The 14376-nt window shown below is 69.0% G+C and carries 10 protein-coding genes, 1 tRNA gene and 1 pseudogene; 7 read left to right on the plus strand and 5 right to left on the minus strand.

What is annotated here, in order from left to right; all coding sequences use genetic code 11:
- Positions 1 to 943: 943 nt before the first annotated feature.
- Positions 944 to 1192 (minus strand): annotated as a pseudogene (locus tag VKK44_RS08135) (hypothetical protein); the annotation flags it as partial.
- A gap of 124 nt (positions 1193 to 1316) precedes the next feature.
- Here VKK44_RS08135 and VKK44_RS08140 point away from each other — a divergent pair.
- Positions 1317 to 1400: transfer RNA gene (locus tag VKK44_RS08140), tRNA-Leu, on the plus strand.
- Here VKK44_RS08140 and VKK44_RS08145 read toward each other — a convergent pair.
- From VKK44_RS08145 to VKK44_RS08155, 3 genes are all read right to left on the minus strand, one after another.
- On the minus strand, positions 1382 to 3127 hold the full coding sequence (locus VKK44_RS08145; RefSeq protein ID WP_343446231.1) for a recombinase family protein: 1746 nt from the start codon (positions 3125 to 3127) through the stop codon (positions 1382 to 1384). The two genes, VKK44_RS08140 and VKK44_RS08145, sit on opposite strands and share 19 nt — an antisense overlap.
- A 279-nt stretch (positions 3128 to 3406) precedes the next feature.
- Complete coding sequence (locus tag VKK44_RS08150) at positions 3407 to 4336, minus strand: TRM11 family SAM-dependent methyltransferase (RefSeq protein WP_343446232.1); 930 nt, start codon at positions 4334 to 4336, stop codon at positions 3407 to 3409.
- On the minus strand, positions 4329 to 5051 hold the full coding sequence (locus tag VKK44_RS08155) for a class I SAM-dependent methyltransferase (protein ID WP_343446234.1): 723 nt from the start codon (positions 5049 to 5051) through the stop codon (positions 4329 to 4331). The genes VKK44_RS08150 and VKK44_RS08155 overlap by 8 nt, the downstream gene beginning before the upstream one ends.
- An 895-nt stretch (positions 5052 to 5946) precedes the next feature.
- Here VKK44_RS08155 and VKK44_RS08160 point away from each other — a divergent pair.
- A complete protein-coding gene (locus VKK44_RS08160) occupies positions 5947 to 6885 on the plus strand; it encodes a hypothetical protein (RefSeq protein ID WP_343446235.1) in 939 nt (312 codons plus the stop codon).
- An 85-nt stretch (positions 6886 to 6970) separates the two neighbouring features.
- Here VKK44_RS08160 and VKK44_RS08165 read toward each other — a convergent pair whose 3' ends face one another.
- Positions 6971 to 7348 carry a hypothetical protein gene (locus tag VKK44_RS08165; RefSeq protein WP_343446236.1) on the minus strand — a complete coding sequence of 126 codons (378 nt, stop codon included), beginning with the start codon at positions 7346 to 7348 and terminating at the stop codon, positions 6971 to 6973.
- 720 nt (positions 7349 to 8068) lie between these two features.
- Between VKK44_RS08165 and VKK44_RS08170 the strand changes: the two genes are divergently transcribed.
- The 5 genes from VKK44_RS08170 to VKK44_RS08190 all read left to right on the plus strand — a co-directional run bounded on the left by VKK44_RS08170 (position 8069) and on the right by VKK44_RS08190 (position 14354).
- Positions 8069 to 8890 (plus strand): hypothetical protein, encoded by an 822-nt coding sequence (locus tag VKK44_RS08170; protein WP_343446237.1) that lies wholly within the window; start codon positions 8069 to 8071, stop codon positions 8888 to 8890.
- Positions 8891 to 9173: 283 nt separating this feature from the next.
- Positions 9174 to 9617, plus strand: a complete 444-nt coding sequence (locus VKK44_RS08175; RefSeq protein ID WP_343446238.1) for a pilin — start codon at positions 9174 to 9176, stop codon at positions 9615 to 9617.
- 323 nt (positions 9618 to 9940) lie between these two features.
- The gene (locus VKK44_RS08180; RefSeq protein WP_343447716.1) at positions 9941 to 11638 is read left to right on the plus strand and encodes a hypothetical protein; all 1698 of its coding nucleotides are present in this window, start codon (positions 9941 to 9943) and stop codon (positions 11636 to 11638) included.
- Positions 11635 to 12561, plus strand: a complete 927-nt coding sequence (locus tag VKK44_RS08185; RefSeq protein ID WP_343446239.1) for a PrgI family protein — start codon at positions 11635 to 11637, stop codon at positions 12559 to 12561. Before VKK44_RS08180 ends, VKK44_RS08185 begins: the two co-directional genes overlap by 4 nt.
- Positions 12558 to 14354: a VirB4 family type IV secretion system protein gene (locus VKK44_RS08190; RefSeq protein ID WP_343446240.1), complete on the plus strand. Its 1797-nt coding sequence runs from the start codon at positions 12558 to 12560 to the stop codon at positions 14352 to 14354. Before VKK44_RS08185 ends, VKK44_RS08190 begins: the two co-directional genes overlap by 4 nt.
- Positions 14355 to 14376 lie beyond the last annotated feature (22 nt).

A 14376-nucleotide genomic window follows, 5' to 3' on the forward strand; every position in this document is an offset into this window, starting at 1 on the left:
GCGGTAGCGGAGCGGCGCCGGCAGTCGGCGCCGCCGGTTCGGGAGACGGAAGCGCCGCGAACGGCGCTCGGGGTGGTACCGGCGTCACGCCGGGAGCGGGCGCTACCGGCGTCACCCGGTGGCTCGGCGGGGCCGGTGGAGTCCCGTCGCTGCGCGGGCTCGGCAGAGTGGGTGGAATTCCCTGGCTCGGGTGGGCCAGTGGAGTTCCGTGGCTCAGCGGGACCGGTGGAGCGCTGGCATGGGGCGGAACGGGTGCGGGCACCGGGCCGGGTGGGGCCGGCGTAGCCGGCGGGCCCGGCCGGGGCGGCGGGGGCGCCCAAGGGCTTGCCGGACGCTCAGCCCCGGCGGGCGGGAACGAGGCCGGGACCACCGGCGGTGGCGGCAGCAGGGCCGGCCCAGGCGCCGACCGGTGCGGCGGGGGCGGAGGCGGGCCGGGGTGCGGCCCGGGACCGGACGCTGGCCCGGATGCCCGGGGAACCGGGGCCGGCCGCGGTGCCCATTCGGCGCCGGGCACCGGCGTGACACCCGGCGGTACGGGGGCGGTGGACGGTGGCGGGGCGGACCGGGAAGGGGGCGCTGGTGCGACCGCCGGCAGGGACACGGTGGGCCCGGCCAGCGCCGGGTCGGGGTGCCCGCCGGCAGCGGCGGCGGAGCCGCCGGGGGGCGGAACGGAACCGGCGGGAGCGGCGGCGGAGCCGCCGAGGTAGTGGCGGGCCGCGCGTACCGCCGGGTGGTCCGGACCGAGCACGGCGGGCCCGGCGGTGGCCACGCGGCCGTAGTTGCGGCGAGCCTCGTGCCGGTTGCCCAGTTCCTCCGCGACTCCGGCGAGGTCGAAGCTGAGGGCGAGCATCAGCGGATCGGCGTCGCCGCGGCGGCGCTCACCGGCCGCGTACGCCTCTTCGAGGACCCGGCGGGCGGCGGCCGGGTCGTCGGCCTCCCGGTGCAGCCGAGCCAGCAGGTGCCCGGTGGCCAGCACGTCCTGGTGGTCCTCGCCGTACGCCGGTCGGGCTGCCGAGATGGCGTCGGCGAGCAGGTGGCGGGCACCGGTCAGGTCGCCGGCGGCCCGTAGCGCCAGGGCCTGGTGTTGCGCGGCGGTCAGCGGGGAGGGGTGGGACACGTGAGCAATGCTGCCCGGAATCGCCGGTTGCGCGCTACCCGCCCGGCGATCGGTGGCGCTGACCTGCGAAGACATGCGGCGCCGGAGGGGATGTGCATGATCGTTTCGACCCGTGTACAGTAATGCCCCGTGCGGCCCTCGGGGCCGGCCGAACCGGTGGGAAAGTCGCCGCGGCCGACCAGGTAGGCTGGACGTGCAGGTCCGGGTGGCGGAATGGCAGACGCGCTAGCTTGAGGTGCTAGTGCCCGTATAGGGCGTGGGGGTTCAAGTCCCCCCTCGGACACGTACAGTTACCCCACAGTAATCAGCGTCAGGCTTAGCCTCGACGCTGATTTTGTTTTCACCGGGGTTGTAGGTGAGAGCGAGCCGTAGCTCGCGGTAGACGGTGCTCTTGTCCTCGCTGCGGGCGTCGCGCAGGGTGGTGCGGAGGTCGTCGAAGCTGCCGACGAGGCGTCGGATGTCGTCCTCGGTGAGGCGACGGGGAGTCTGCGCTTGTGCTGCCGTTGCCGCGTTGCGTTGGGTGAGGGCGGCGGCGCGTTGGGCGTTGACCTCGGCCATCCAGCCGGCGACGGTGGCCGGGTCGCCTCCGGCGTCTGCGATGGCGCGGTACTGGGTGAGCTTGGCGTCGCATGCGGCAATGATCTTGTTCGCGGCGGTGATCTCTGGTGCGATGCTGCCGGGGCCGGCGTCGGGTTGAGCGGCGTGCAGCCGGCGGATCGTATCGGTCAGCCGATGCGGGGCGAACATCTTGAGTAGCCAGTTGTCGAGCGCGGGGACGATGTCTCGTTCCGCGACGTAGACGTTGCGGGGGTGCTGGACATGGTTGGCCAGGGCGTACTCGTTGGGGTAGCGGCACCGGTAGTACGCGGTCTCATGTGCCTGGTGGCTTTGCATCTTGCGTCCGCACAGCCCGCAGAGCATGAGACCACGAAGGATGTAGGGGCGGCGCGTCTTTCGTTGCCGGGTGCCGGTGCGGCCCCGACCGCTGGCCGCCATGATCGTCTGAACAAGCTCGAAGTCGTTGACGGTGACGAGCGGCGCATGCGCGATCGCGTCGGACCACACCCAGGCGGTCTTGTCGTTCCAGCGCATTCGGGTTTCGTAGCCGAGGGCGACGTCGTTGACGTCGAGGAGTACCTCGTCCTTGCGCTGTTTGTTCCACACTTGCCGGCCGGTGTAGCGGGGGTTGGACAGGATGTTCTTGACGGCGCTCTTGGCCCAGCCTTCGCCGGTGCGGTGGGGGTTGCGGGCGGGGTCGGCGGCTGATGGTGACGGGATGCCGTCGCGGGTGAGGGCTTCGGCGATGGCGAAGTAGCCGTTGTTGGCGAGGTACATGGCGAAGATTCGGCGCACGACGGGCGCGGTGGCCGGGTCGGGTTCGAGCTTGTGCAGGCGGCGGCCGTCGGCGGCCTTGCCCGGGTTGGGGTGCGGTCCGGCGTCGGCGAGGCGGTATCCGTAGGGTGGGCGCCCGCCGAGGAAGCGGCCTTCGATCTTGGCCTGGGAGGTCATCGCCGTGCGGACGCGGACCTTCACCCTGGTGCGTTCGCCCTTGGACATGCCGCCGAACACGCTCATGATCAGGTCATGCGCTTCGGACTCGGGATCGATCGCGCCACCCACCTCTGGCACCCACAGGCCGACACCGTAGTGCGAGAAGACCGGCATGGTCAGGCTGTACTGGTTGCCGTAGAACGCGCGCTGGGGCTCGCCGATCACGACGGCATCGAAGCCCCGATTCGGGTCGGCGAGGGCGTCGAGCAGCCTGGCCGCTTGGGGCCGCCGCTTCCATGGCAGGGAGCGGGACAGACCGATGTCGAAGAACTCGGCGACGATGATGCCGCCAGCCGGTTCGATGAGGCCGGTAGCGCGTGAGCGTTGCCAGTTCCTTGACGCTACGGGGTCCTGCTGGTCCTCGGTGGAGACGCGGCCGTAGAAAGCGAACCGCCGGTGTGCATGGCCGGCGAGAAGGGTAGCCGCCCTTTCTTCGATTCTGAGTACGTCGATGGTCACAGAACGTGCCTTCCGGTGTTGAGGGGTGCGCGTCCGCTGACCACCCGGGCATTGGGTAGCGCTGGACGCGCCATCGACCAGATCCACGCATACGGGGATGAAGAGATCAAGCTTCCGTGGACTCGACCGGCCCCTGGCGACTGCTGGCAGACGACCGTTGCAGCAACGTAAGCAGCGCGCGGGCCACGGCGTCGGTCAGCTCCGGTTCGGTACGAAATTCGATGGTCGGCGCTGGTTTCGCCCCGGGTGGCGGAGCCGGCTTCTCGGGCGGGCGGTCACTCATGAGGAAGCCCTCAGGATCACCACGTCTTCGTGCTGGACGAGCCACTGCGGATCGCCGGCGGAGATCGCGTCTCGGATGTTCTTCTGCTGAAAGAACGAGGCGCGGGGGATGATCACACCGTTGCGGACGCCGCACATGAGGGCGATGCACTCCTCGACCAGTTCGAGGCCGGCGTTGATGCCGGCGGCGGCGACCATGCCGGGGATGTCGACGAGTTCGCCGTGGCGGCGGTAGGGCCGGGCGGTGACGACGACGTGTCCGCCGGGCCGCAGCAGCGTGCGGCAGCCGGCGAGGATCGCGGTGAACCCGTCGGCGAGTTGGCCGTGGCTGCGGTAGGCGAGGTTGTCTCCGCCGCCGTACTTGTGATGGACCTTGTGGACCCTGCCGCGTCTCGGGCCAGGGGTACGGACGTGGCCGTGGGTGGACGATCCGTAGGGCGGTGAGGTGATCACGAGGGAGACCTGGCCGTGCAGGCTCGCTGGCAGCAGGGTCGGCAGGGTGGTCGAGTCACCATGGTAGATCTCGCCCCGGCCCGGCGCCCCGGCCTGCACCGTGCGGCGGATGTTGTCCGCCGCCATGGCGACCCATTCGGCTTCGTACTCGACGCCGACGCCGTGGCGGCCGAGGTGCATGGCTTCGACGACGGTGGTGCCGATACCAGCCATGGGGTCGAACACGACGTCGCCGGGGTTGGTGTAGGTGCGGATGGCGTACCGGGGGATGGTGGGCAGCATCTTGCCGGGGTGCGTCAACGACTCCGGGGTGTACCGGCCGCGCCGAAGGTCACGCGACGCGGTTTGACCGGTAAGCCAGACCGAACCGAGGTAGCCCGCGGCGAGCAGGGCCGCCAGTTCAGACGCGACGGAGCGCGACGGTTCCGAGTCGTGGGGTTCGGCATTGTGGAACGGCGGACGAGGCTCAGGCACGGGTGCTCTCCTCACCGGTGGCGGTGGTGCCGAACACGAGCAAGTCCCGGAACGCCGGGAGATGGCGGCCGTCGAGCAGACGTCGGTCCTTGTCGGCTTCGTCTGGTAGCTCCGGGGCAGTGCGCGGCTCGTGCTCGGGTAGCGGGACGAGGACCGCGGGGATGTGCTGGTGGTAGAAGAGCCCGACAGCGCGGGCTGCGGCGATGACCGTCGTGCGGTGGCTAAACTCGCCCGGCCGAGCCGGGCCAGTGGTGAACCCGACGAGCAGGAACCCACCAGGACGCAGCAGGGGCCGCCAGGCGGTCATTGCCATGGCCGCGCTGTCGTAAGTAAGGGGCTGTGCCTCTTCGGGCAGGCTCGCCAGGATCAGGTCGACACCTGCATCATGCTGACGCTCCGCTCGGCGTGGCCCGTGTTGAAAGGCATGCGGCAGGATTCGTAAGCGTGAGCCGTGGCGACTGGTGATCAGCTGGGCCGGCACTCGGCGCAGGTAGGCGGTCGCGGCGATGGCGACGGGGTGCGCGTCGAGATCGAGCACCACATCGCCCACGTGGGTGTAGCGGCGAATGAGGTAGGCGAGGTGGCTCGGGGATAGCCCGTGCCAGTGCGGCACTCCGGTTCGAGGTGCGCGGGGAAAGCGGCTGTGGGGAAGGAGCAGCCCGACCGGTACCGGCTGAGGCTGGTCACCGGGTGTAGTGGAGTGGGACTTCGGCATGGGCGTGTGGGCCACGTCCGCCGACGAGCGCTGACACTAGGGGATTACAAATCCGGGCCTCGGATTGGAAAGCGTGCCTCTGCCGAGCCGGGTGCCTTGCTCGACGCCGCCGGGTTGAACAAGATCTTCAACGGGTTGAACGCGCAGGTCCGAGCCGTCGGGGAACCGACTGTCGGCGTACAGGCGCCAGTGCGTAGCCAGGTACGGTCCGTTGCTGTGGCTTTCAGGTCTGGATGAGTATGCGCCAGGTCCGGCGTGCCGAACCCCTCTCCTCCAACCTTCGCAGCTAGAGCCGTGGGATCCTCACATCTGTGCATGACGCCATCGAACGCTTAACTCATCTCGGCTTCGCGTGGGTAGATGGGCAGGCGCACCTGGCTGTGGTGGCTCGACTAGGCAGGGTAGGAACACCGGCGTTGCTGCGACCAAAGACGGCAGCTCAGGCTGATCCGTGGAGCTTGTCAGGTGTTTACGGGCTAGACGCGTTCCCGTGGCATACCGACGGCGCAATATCTGTATCACCGCCGCGGTGGTTGGCGATTCGTGCAGTCGAGATCTCAGGATCGACGACTACTGAGTTACTAAGGCCCGATAGAGATTTATTGCAGGGTTTCAGGCGCACGGTGCTCCTCGCTAGGGACCGAGTAGGTCGGGCTCGCCATTTTAGTGCCGGGACCCCGGCGGAGGGCTATGTGCGTCTTCGTTGGGATCCACGGTCTTGTGACCCACGCACAGGAGTGTCAGTGGACGAAGTCGAACGTCACGGACCGACCGAGGTCGTGGAGTGGCGACCGGGGCGGCTCCTTGTCATAGACAATGCTCAGATGTTGCACAGGCGCCCGGCCGTTACTGCCGGGAATTCCCGCGTACTAGAGCGCACCTATATCTGGGAAGCATGATGTGGGACTACGATTCCTTTATCGCGAAGTCGCGCCTTTACTTTCAGCGCGCTGAGAAACATCCTCGGGTCGACGACGACGTCTTCGCCCTCTGGCTTCTGCTCGGTCTGGAGTTTCTACTCCGGGCTCCATTGGCTAAGGTCAACAAGACTTTGTTGGCAGATATGAACCCGGATTCTATCATGCATGCTGCCGGCTTTCCGATGGGAGTAAACTCGAAGCCCACTTCTGTCGCCGCAAAGACGGTAATCACTCGGCTTGGCGTAATAATCGGGGATTTTACAAAAGAGCGCCAGGATGATGCCACCATCCTAATAGGCATGCGGAACGGCGAACTGCATAGCAGTGAATCACCTCTGACGGTCGACGTCGCGCAGTGGCTCCCACAGTTCACGCGTGTTGTGGAGGTCATTTGCGTTTTCTTGGATATCGATTCTTTCGACCTTGTGGGACAAGAGCTCATCGAGCAAGGTCGCGCGCTGGTGGATGGTGAGGATCGGAAGCTGGCACATGAGATCCAGAAGCGTGTAGAAGCCGCTCGTGCTCGATACGGGCAATTGGCTGACCAGGACCGCGTGGCACGTAGGGCGATGCTGCCTAGGCGCTCATCTACATGGCAATGGCCGGAAGTTCAGCCAGGTGACAGGTGGGCAAGCGCGGTGTACGAATTGGTCGATTGCTCCGCATGCAACGAGAGTGCCCCGCTGTTTCTGCGGGCGGTGCGATCGACCAACGAGCGTCTCGAGGAAGATGAGATTTACCGGGACATTGTGTATGTGGCAACGGAATTAACTTGCCTCATCTGCGATCTGGAGCTTCACGGCACGGCCGAGATTCGCTGCGTTGGCCTACAGCAGCAATATGTTCGCCAAGAAGTTGAGAGCATCCAAGAGCGCTTCATGAGCACGTATGAGCCAGACTATGGTAACGATTAAAGCTTGAATGGTGACGAGTTATTGCAGGCGGAAGGGGGGCGCACTCATCTGCCGCTGATCGGGCGCGCGTTCGGTCACCTCGACGCTACCGCTGTCGAGCACCATCCTGATCAAGAAGGATCGATCTGAGTTCCCTCGCACTTGTGGTCAGCTGTTGGACCTGATCCCGTGAAAGCCAGCTGGCGACAGCTACCAGGCTGCCGATCTCCTGGCTCGTTCCGTAAGGTCCTTCCCTCGGGGAGATATCGTCGACCGACAGCCCCGCCATCACCAGGAGGTCGGCTACCGGCAGTTGCATCGCGGGCGCAATGTCTTGGAGAACTTTCACGCTTGGCGGGATAGCGCCACTGAGCAGTTGCCGGATGGTCGATTCAGCTCGGCCAGAGGCACGGCTCATCACTTGTGGAGTGAGGCGGCGGTTCGCCACGAGACCACGCAGGATCAATGCGAAGTCGCGGCTCATCCGGACAGGCTAACGCGTTGGGCCATGCTGGTTGATCAACACGGCGCATCCCGGCTCACTGTCATGCCGCGATCCGGCCGTCGGCCGGCCCTGCGTGCCCTAGCTGGGCGTAGGCGTTGGTACGGAGACCGGAGGGCCGATGGCCAGCGGGCACCTGTTCATCGGGGGATGCGGATCTTTGCACATCAGTGCGTATCTGACTCTGTAGTGGCATTCGTACGCCGACATCGGTGTTCGGCATCACCCGACCCGTGCGGGCGGACCGCTGATGCGATCCCTGACATGAACAAGATCCGCGCTGACTGAATCAAGATCGTCATCTGCTGAACACGAGGCGCGGAACGCCTCGGAACCCTGAACAAGATCGTAACGGGTGTGAGCGCGCCCGGCGAGCGCCGCTCGTGGTCGCCCGCCTCAACCCCGTGGCCGCCTCTTGGCGGCGGGTGTTCAAGGGTGCCGTTCCGACGCGGCTGTGGTGGGCGCGCAGTCCCTTGAACAGTCTGACCACGGGTTGCACAACCCGGCTCGGGGCATCCGCCGGGTTGACGTCGGGCGGCGCATTGGCGGGTGCCGGCGACGGCGGGGTTGAACACGTTTCGAGACACCTTGAACAAGATCAGCAGTGTTCATGACCTGTTCAAAGGACCTGGTGGCGTGGTGGCACAGCGCCAACCGGCACTCCCGTCGGACGGCGCACAGTCATCACGAGGGAGCACCACCATGGACCGTCGTACCCCCGCTACCGATCCGGCCGTCGCCCGGCGCGGCGAGACGCTGCTCAACGACATCGAGTACCGCTTCCGGCTGATGGGGCAGGGACCGAGCCCAATGTCGGTGGACGGCCGCAGCCTCGGTCACGGCCTGCCCCGTCGGGCCATCGCCCTGCCCGAGCTGTCCGCGATCCTGATGCACCCGTCCTGCGGTTACGCCGCCCGGGATACGGCGTGGCGGCTGCTTGTGCAGCGCGCCCGTACCGGTGACCCGGCGTGGAGGGTCGGCGCGGTCGGCGTCGCGTTGCCGGGCTTGCGGTTCAAGGCGTATCTGTTGGCGAAGCTGTTCACCGCCGACGTGCAGGCCGCCATTGTCGAGCACTTTCTGCGTGCTCTCGGCACGGTCGACCCGGCGAAGCCGGGCGTGGTCGGGAACCTGCTGTCTGCCGCGTTCTCCAAGGCCCGCGCGGAGTTGCGTGAGCAGGAGCCGGCGTCGTCCGGTGCACCGAACCACGCTGCAGGGACGTCGCTGCCGCCGACCCCGTACGGCCACCCGGATCTCGTCCTGGCCCGCGCGGTCACCACCGGGGCAATCACCGTCCAGGAGGCGGAGCTGATCGGCGCGACGTACCTGGAAGAGGTCACCCTCACCGCCTACGCCGAACGCTTCGGCCAGCCTCGCTGGAACCTGTACAAGCGGCGTACGGCTGCCGTCGCCCGGTTGAAGGCCGCGATCGAGTCCGGCGCGCTGTCCGATCTGTACACCGACGTGGTCAACGAGGCCACGGCGACGGCGGGCCTCGACGTGCCGACCGCTCGGAAGCGACCGTAAGCAGGCTGCCTGAACTGCGGGTTTCCAATCCGGGGCTCGGATTTGTAATCCCCTAGTGCGGGACTCTTCCACGTAGGTGACCTTGTTCCGACCGGACCGCTGACGGCGCTGACACCCCGTACGGTCCCCGGCCCACCCGCCATCTCTGGTGAGGAGGACGGTCGCGCCGGTTGGCACTACAGGTCACCCACGAGCGTATCGTCCGGTCCCGCCTTCGCTACCCACTCGCGCACTCACGCCCCGCTAAGGGCTGCGTCGGCGTGCGCACCGGAGGTGCCCAACCATGAATCATCAACCCTTCCCGCGCCCCGAGGCGGCGGACCGCCGCCTCGGGGCCGGCAAGTGCGGACGGCCTTCCGTCCGCCGTCCGCCCCGATACCGTCCTCGGACTGTCCCCGCCGCGCTGCTACTCCTCAACGCCGCCGCGGTGACGGCAGCGCTCGTTGCCGTGCCGACCGTGGCGTGGGCGGCTGAGCCCGCTGCGGTGGTGCTGGCCGCCGAGTCGATCCAGCAGGTCGCCTACAACATCCGCACCTGGCTCGTCGGCATCCTCGTCGCCGCCGCCACCCTGTTCTTCACCGTCGGCGGACTGCGTTACCTGGCCGCCAATGGCGACCCCGGTGAGGTCGAGAAGGCCAAACTCGCGCTGCGGTCCGCCGCGATCGGCTACGCCCTCGCGCTACTCGCCCCGCTGTTCGTGACCATCGTCAGCGCGTGGGTGGCCTGATGACCGCCCCCGCGCTCCGATCCCGCCGCCAGGTTCGACCGGGCTCGTTGCTACTGCTCGGCGCGGTGCTCCTCGCCGGCCTGGCCCTGACGTGGGCCGGGCCGGCACACGCCGAGCCAAGCGGCGCACCCGGCCCGCCCGCTACCGCACCCGGCACGCCGCCAACGCCCGGCGTGCCTGCCCCTGGCGTCCGTCCATCGGCAGGGGAACCGTCTCCCTCAGTGCCGGCACCCAGGCCCGGTTCGGCCTCGACTCCCGGCCAGCCTTCCGTGGACGATGACCCTGCCTGGTACGACGTCAGCGGTCAGATCCGCAAGGCCATCGTGGACCTGGTCGTCTGGGCTGCTGAGCAGGCCCTCCAGCCGGTGATGGAAGCCCTCGGCGCGTCATGGCTGTCCACCCCCGACCTCGCCAGTAACGAGCACGTCAAGGCGATCTGGACAACCAGCCTGATCGTCGCCAACGGCGTGATCGTGCTGTTCATCGTTGCCGGAGGGTTCCTGGTCACCGCCCGGGAGACCCTGCAAACCTCATACGGCCTTAAGCAGGTGCTACCCCGCATCGCTGCGGGCGTGGTGCTGGCCAATTGCAGCCTGATCATCGGGCAGAAGGCCATCGAGCTGACCAACGCGCTGACCGTGGCGATCGCCGGCAACACGATCGACGGCCCGACCGCCGCGACCGCCATCCGGCAGGTCGTGGACAACGCCCTGCGAGGCGGCGGGTTCCTGATGGCGTTGCTGGCCATCGCCGCGATCGTGATGTGCCTCGTCCTGGAGTCCACGTTCGTCCTGCGTCTGGCAGCGCTGGTCATCCTGCTTGGCGTCGCCCCGGCAGCGTTGATCTGTCACGCCAACCCGCTCACCGAGGGCGTGGCCCATCTGTGGTGGCGCTGCGTCCTGGCCTGCCTCGGCCTGCAACTCGGCCAGGCCATCGTCGTCATGGCCAGCGTCAAGGTGTTCCTCACCCCCGCCGGACCGACCGTGCTGGGCGTGCCCGCGACCGGGCAAGGGCTCCTCGGCGTCATGGTGTGCCTGACGATGCTGTGGCTGCTGATCAAACTGCCGGGTTGGATGCGACAGTTCGTCCTCGGCCCGCTCGGACACAGCGGGCGAGGACTGCTCGGGCAACTCGTCCACGCCTTCATCATGATCAAAACGTTGGGTGCGGCGGCCGGCATCCTGGGCGGCGCGAGCCCGTCCCGGACCGGCGGACGGATGGCCCTTCGTCCGCCCGGCCACCGTCCATCACCGGGTGGACCCCGTCCGCCCCGTCCACCGCGCCCGCCCCGTCCGGGGCCGACTCCCGTCCCGCCGCCTCCGCCGGGACCGGCGGCCTTCAGCCACGCCCCCATTACCCACACGCCGCTGTCGGCGCCGTCCGGGACCAGCGCCGCCCCCACCTTCAGCCACCCGGCGACCCCGTCCACACCGACCTCTGCCCCGGCCGGCGGTGTCCCGGCGATGCAGTTCTCCCACCCAACCCCGCCTCACGAGAGTCCGCCGTCCCCGACCACCCCACCGGCCCGAGTCGCCTTCAGCGCTTCCACCACCACGACATCGACGCCAGCACCCAGCGGCCCGGCACCAGCGGTGAGGTTCTCGGCCGCGGCAGCGCCGCAGAGCGCGCCGCGCCGGCCACCTGCCCCGGTCATGCCGGTATTCTCCGCCGCTCCGACCACACCGGCGGCCGACGGGCCACGACGAGCCTCGACCCCCGGTACACGGCCCACAGCGGCGCGACGGGACACGAGCGGGCAACCCGTCGCCGACCCGAGCACCCCGTCCGCCGCCCGGCGGGCGGCCATGCCCAGCACACCCCGGTCCCGTCCAACTGCGACGTCCGTCCCGCCGTCCCCGGAGGGTCAGCGGTCGGCAGCCCCACCACGTCCGTCCCCGCCCCCGTCGGGCGGTGCGACATCAGCGGGTCTGTCCGCCGTCCGTACCGGCCCGTCCCCGTCGTCCCGGTCGTCCGGTCCGGTGCGGCGCTCACCGTCGAAACCGAGGGGTGGTCAGCGATGAGCCGCCACAGCGACGAGGCTCCGATGCGGGCTCGGGTTCCCGCAGACATCGAGCGGCCGGACCGGATCGCGTTCGGCATGTCGGGACGGCAGTTGATGATCTTGGCCGTCACGGGCCTGTTGCTCTACTCGGCCTGGACGGCGATGGCCACGCTAGTGCACCCGCTGGTGTTCCTCGCGGGTGCGATGCCGCCCGCCGCTGGGGCGTTCCTGCTCGCGGTCGGCCGCCGGGACAGCATCAGTCTCGACGCCTGGGTCCTCGCGGCGCTGCGGCACCGCAGCAGTCCGCGCCGCCTCGTCCCGGCCGACGGACCGGTCATCCCGGCTCCGGCGTGGGTGCAGACCACCGCCGGGCCGGGTGACCGGCTACCACTGCCCGCGCCGTTGCGGCTGCCCGCGAAGGGCATCACGCCGGAGGGCCTGGTCGATCTCGGTTCGGACGGCACCACGGGCCTGGTCGCCGCCTCGACGGTGGCCTTCGGCCTGCGGACACCCGCGGAGCAGAACGGCCTGGTGGCCGGGTTCGCTCGCTGGCTACACAGCCTCGACGGCCCGGCGCAGATCGTGGTGCGGGCACAGCGGGTCGACCTGACCTACCTCGCCGACCGGATCCTCGCCGCTGCCCCCGGGCTGCCGCACCCCGCCTTGGAAGAGGCAGCCCACGCCCACGCCGCGTTCCTCGATGACCTGGCCGGACAGCGCGAGCTGCTGCACCGGCAGGTCACCATCGCTGTGCGGAGCCGGCACGGCGCGCACCACACCGCCCATCACGCGGCCGAGGCAGCGCGTGCCCTCGCCGGCTGCGAGGTTCCCGCTCGGCTGCTCGACGGGCCGGAGGCCACGGTGCGTCTCGCGGCCAGCCTCGACCCCACCGCCCCGACCCTCACTCCCTACACCCCATCCGACGGAGGTGAACAGCGGTGAGACTGCTGTCCGCACTGCTACCAACCCGGCGGCGACCCACTAAGCCCGAGTCGGCGACGATCCTGCCCGGCTCCCCAGACGCCGTAGAGGTCGACGGCCGACACGTGCGGGTCGGGGACGGCTACAGCGCCAGCCTGGCCGTCGTCGGCTACCCGGCCGAGGTCGGGCCGGGGTGGGCGGAGCCGATCCTGTCCTACCCGGGCCTGGTCGACGCCGCGTTCCACATCGAGCCGGTCCCGCCGGCAGTGGCCTCGGAGCGGCTGCGCAAGCAGCGCGGCCGGTTCGAGTCCTCCCGACGACAGGACGCGGCCAAGGGCCGCCTCGACGATCCCGAACTTGACGCCGCCGCGGCCGACGCTGCCGAGCTGGCTGCACGTGTCGCCCGAGGCGAGGCCCGGCTGTTCCGCCTCGGCCTGTACCTGACGGTCCACGGCGCCGACCTCATCGAGTTGGCCGACCGGGAGGCCGAGGTGCGGTCCCTGGCTTCGTCGCTGCTGCTCGACACCGCGCCGGTGACGTGGCGGCAGTTGCAGGGTTGGATCAGCGGCCTACCCCTTGCGTTCGACGCGCTCGGGATGAAGCGGGTCTTCGACACCGACGCCCTCGCCGCGAGCTTTCCGTTCACCAGCCCTGACCTGCCGGACACCGCTGGTGACAGTGGCATGGGGGTGCTGTTCGGGTTGAACCTGCACTCGGCCGGGGTCGTCGTGTGGGACCGGTGGGCGCAGTCCAACTACAACGCCGTCATCCTTGCTCGCTCCGGGGAAGGAAAGTCGTACCTGGCAAAGCTCGATCTGCTGCGCAACCTGTGTCTCGGGGTGGAGGCGTTCGTCATCGACCCCGAAGACGAGTACCTGCGGCTGGCCGCCGCGGTCGGCGGCACGGTCCTCCGGCTCGGCGCGCAGAGCGTGAGGATCAACCCTCTCGACCTGCCACCCGGCGACGATGATGCCCTGAACGATCGGGCGCGGTTCATGCAAACCTTGGTCGCGGTGATGGCCAGCGGCGATACCGCTGTTGGTACGCCGCTGCCCGGGGATGAGGCCCGCTCCCTCGACGTGGCGGTGCTGGCGGCGTATCGGGTCAAGGGCATCACCACCGACCCGCGCACCTGGCGACGACCTGCGCCGCTCCTCGGTGACGTGACGACGGCCCTGGAGGGCACCGACGACGCCGGGCGTCGAGTCGCCGCCCGCCTGCACCCCTACGTCGCCGGCAGCATGAAGGGCCTGTTCGACGGGCCCACCACCACGCTCGCGCAGGGGCACCTGGTGGTGTTCGCCATCAAAGACCTGCCCGAGCAGCTTCATCCGGTCGGGACGCTGCTCACCCTGGACACGATCTGGCGCACCATACGCGGCGCGACCGCCTCCGGTCAGCGGCCCGATGCGCTGCGGATGGTGTTGGTGGACGAGGCGTGGAAGTTGCTGTCGGGCGGTCGCGGCGGCGTGTTCCTGGAGACGCTGGCCAAGTCCGCCCGCAAGTACGGTACCGGCCTGACCGTGGTCACTCAGGACGCCGCTGACGTGCTCGCCACCAAGACCGGCCGTGCCGTCGTCTCCAACGCCGCCACCCAGGTGTTGCTCAGGCAGGCGCCGCAGGCGATCGACGCGGTTACTGAGGCGTTCGGACTGACCGACGGCGAACGGGCGTTCCTGCTGTCCTGCCAACGCGGAGACGCCCTGCTCGCGGCCGGGTCGGCGCGGGTGGCCTTCCGCAGCCACGCCTCCGCAAGCGAGCACGAGTTGATCGTTACCGGCCCGGTTACCGGTCGGCCCGTCCGCCGCCGCTGACCCGGCCTCCCTTCCACCACCG

Source organism: Micromonospora sp. DSM 45708, assembly GCF_039566955.1.
Classification (GTDB): Bacteria; Actinomycetota; Actinomycetes; order Mycobacteriales; family Micromonosporaceae; genus Micromonospora.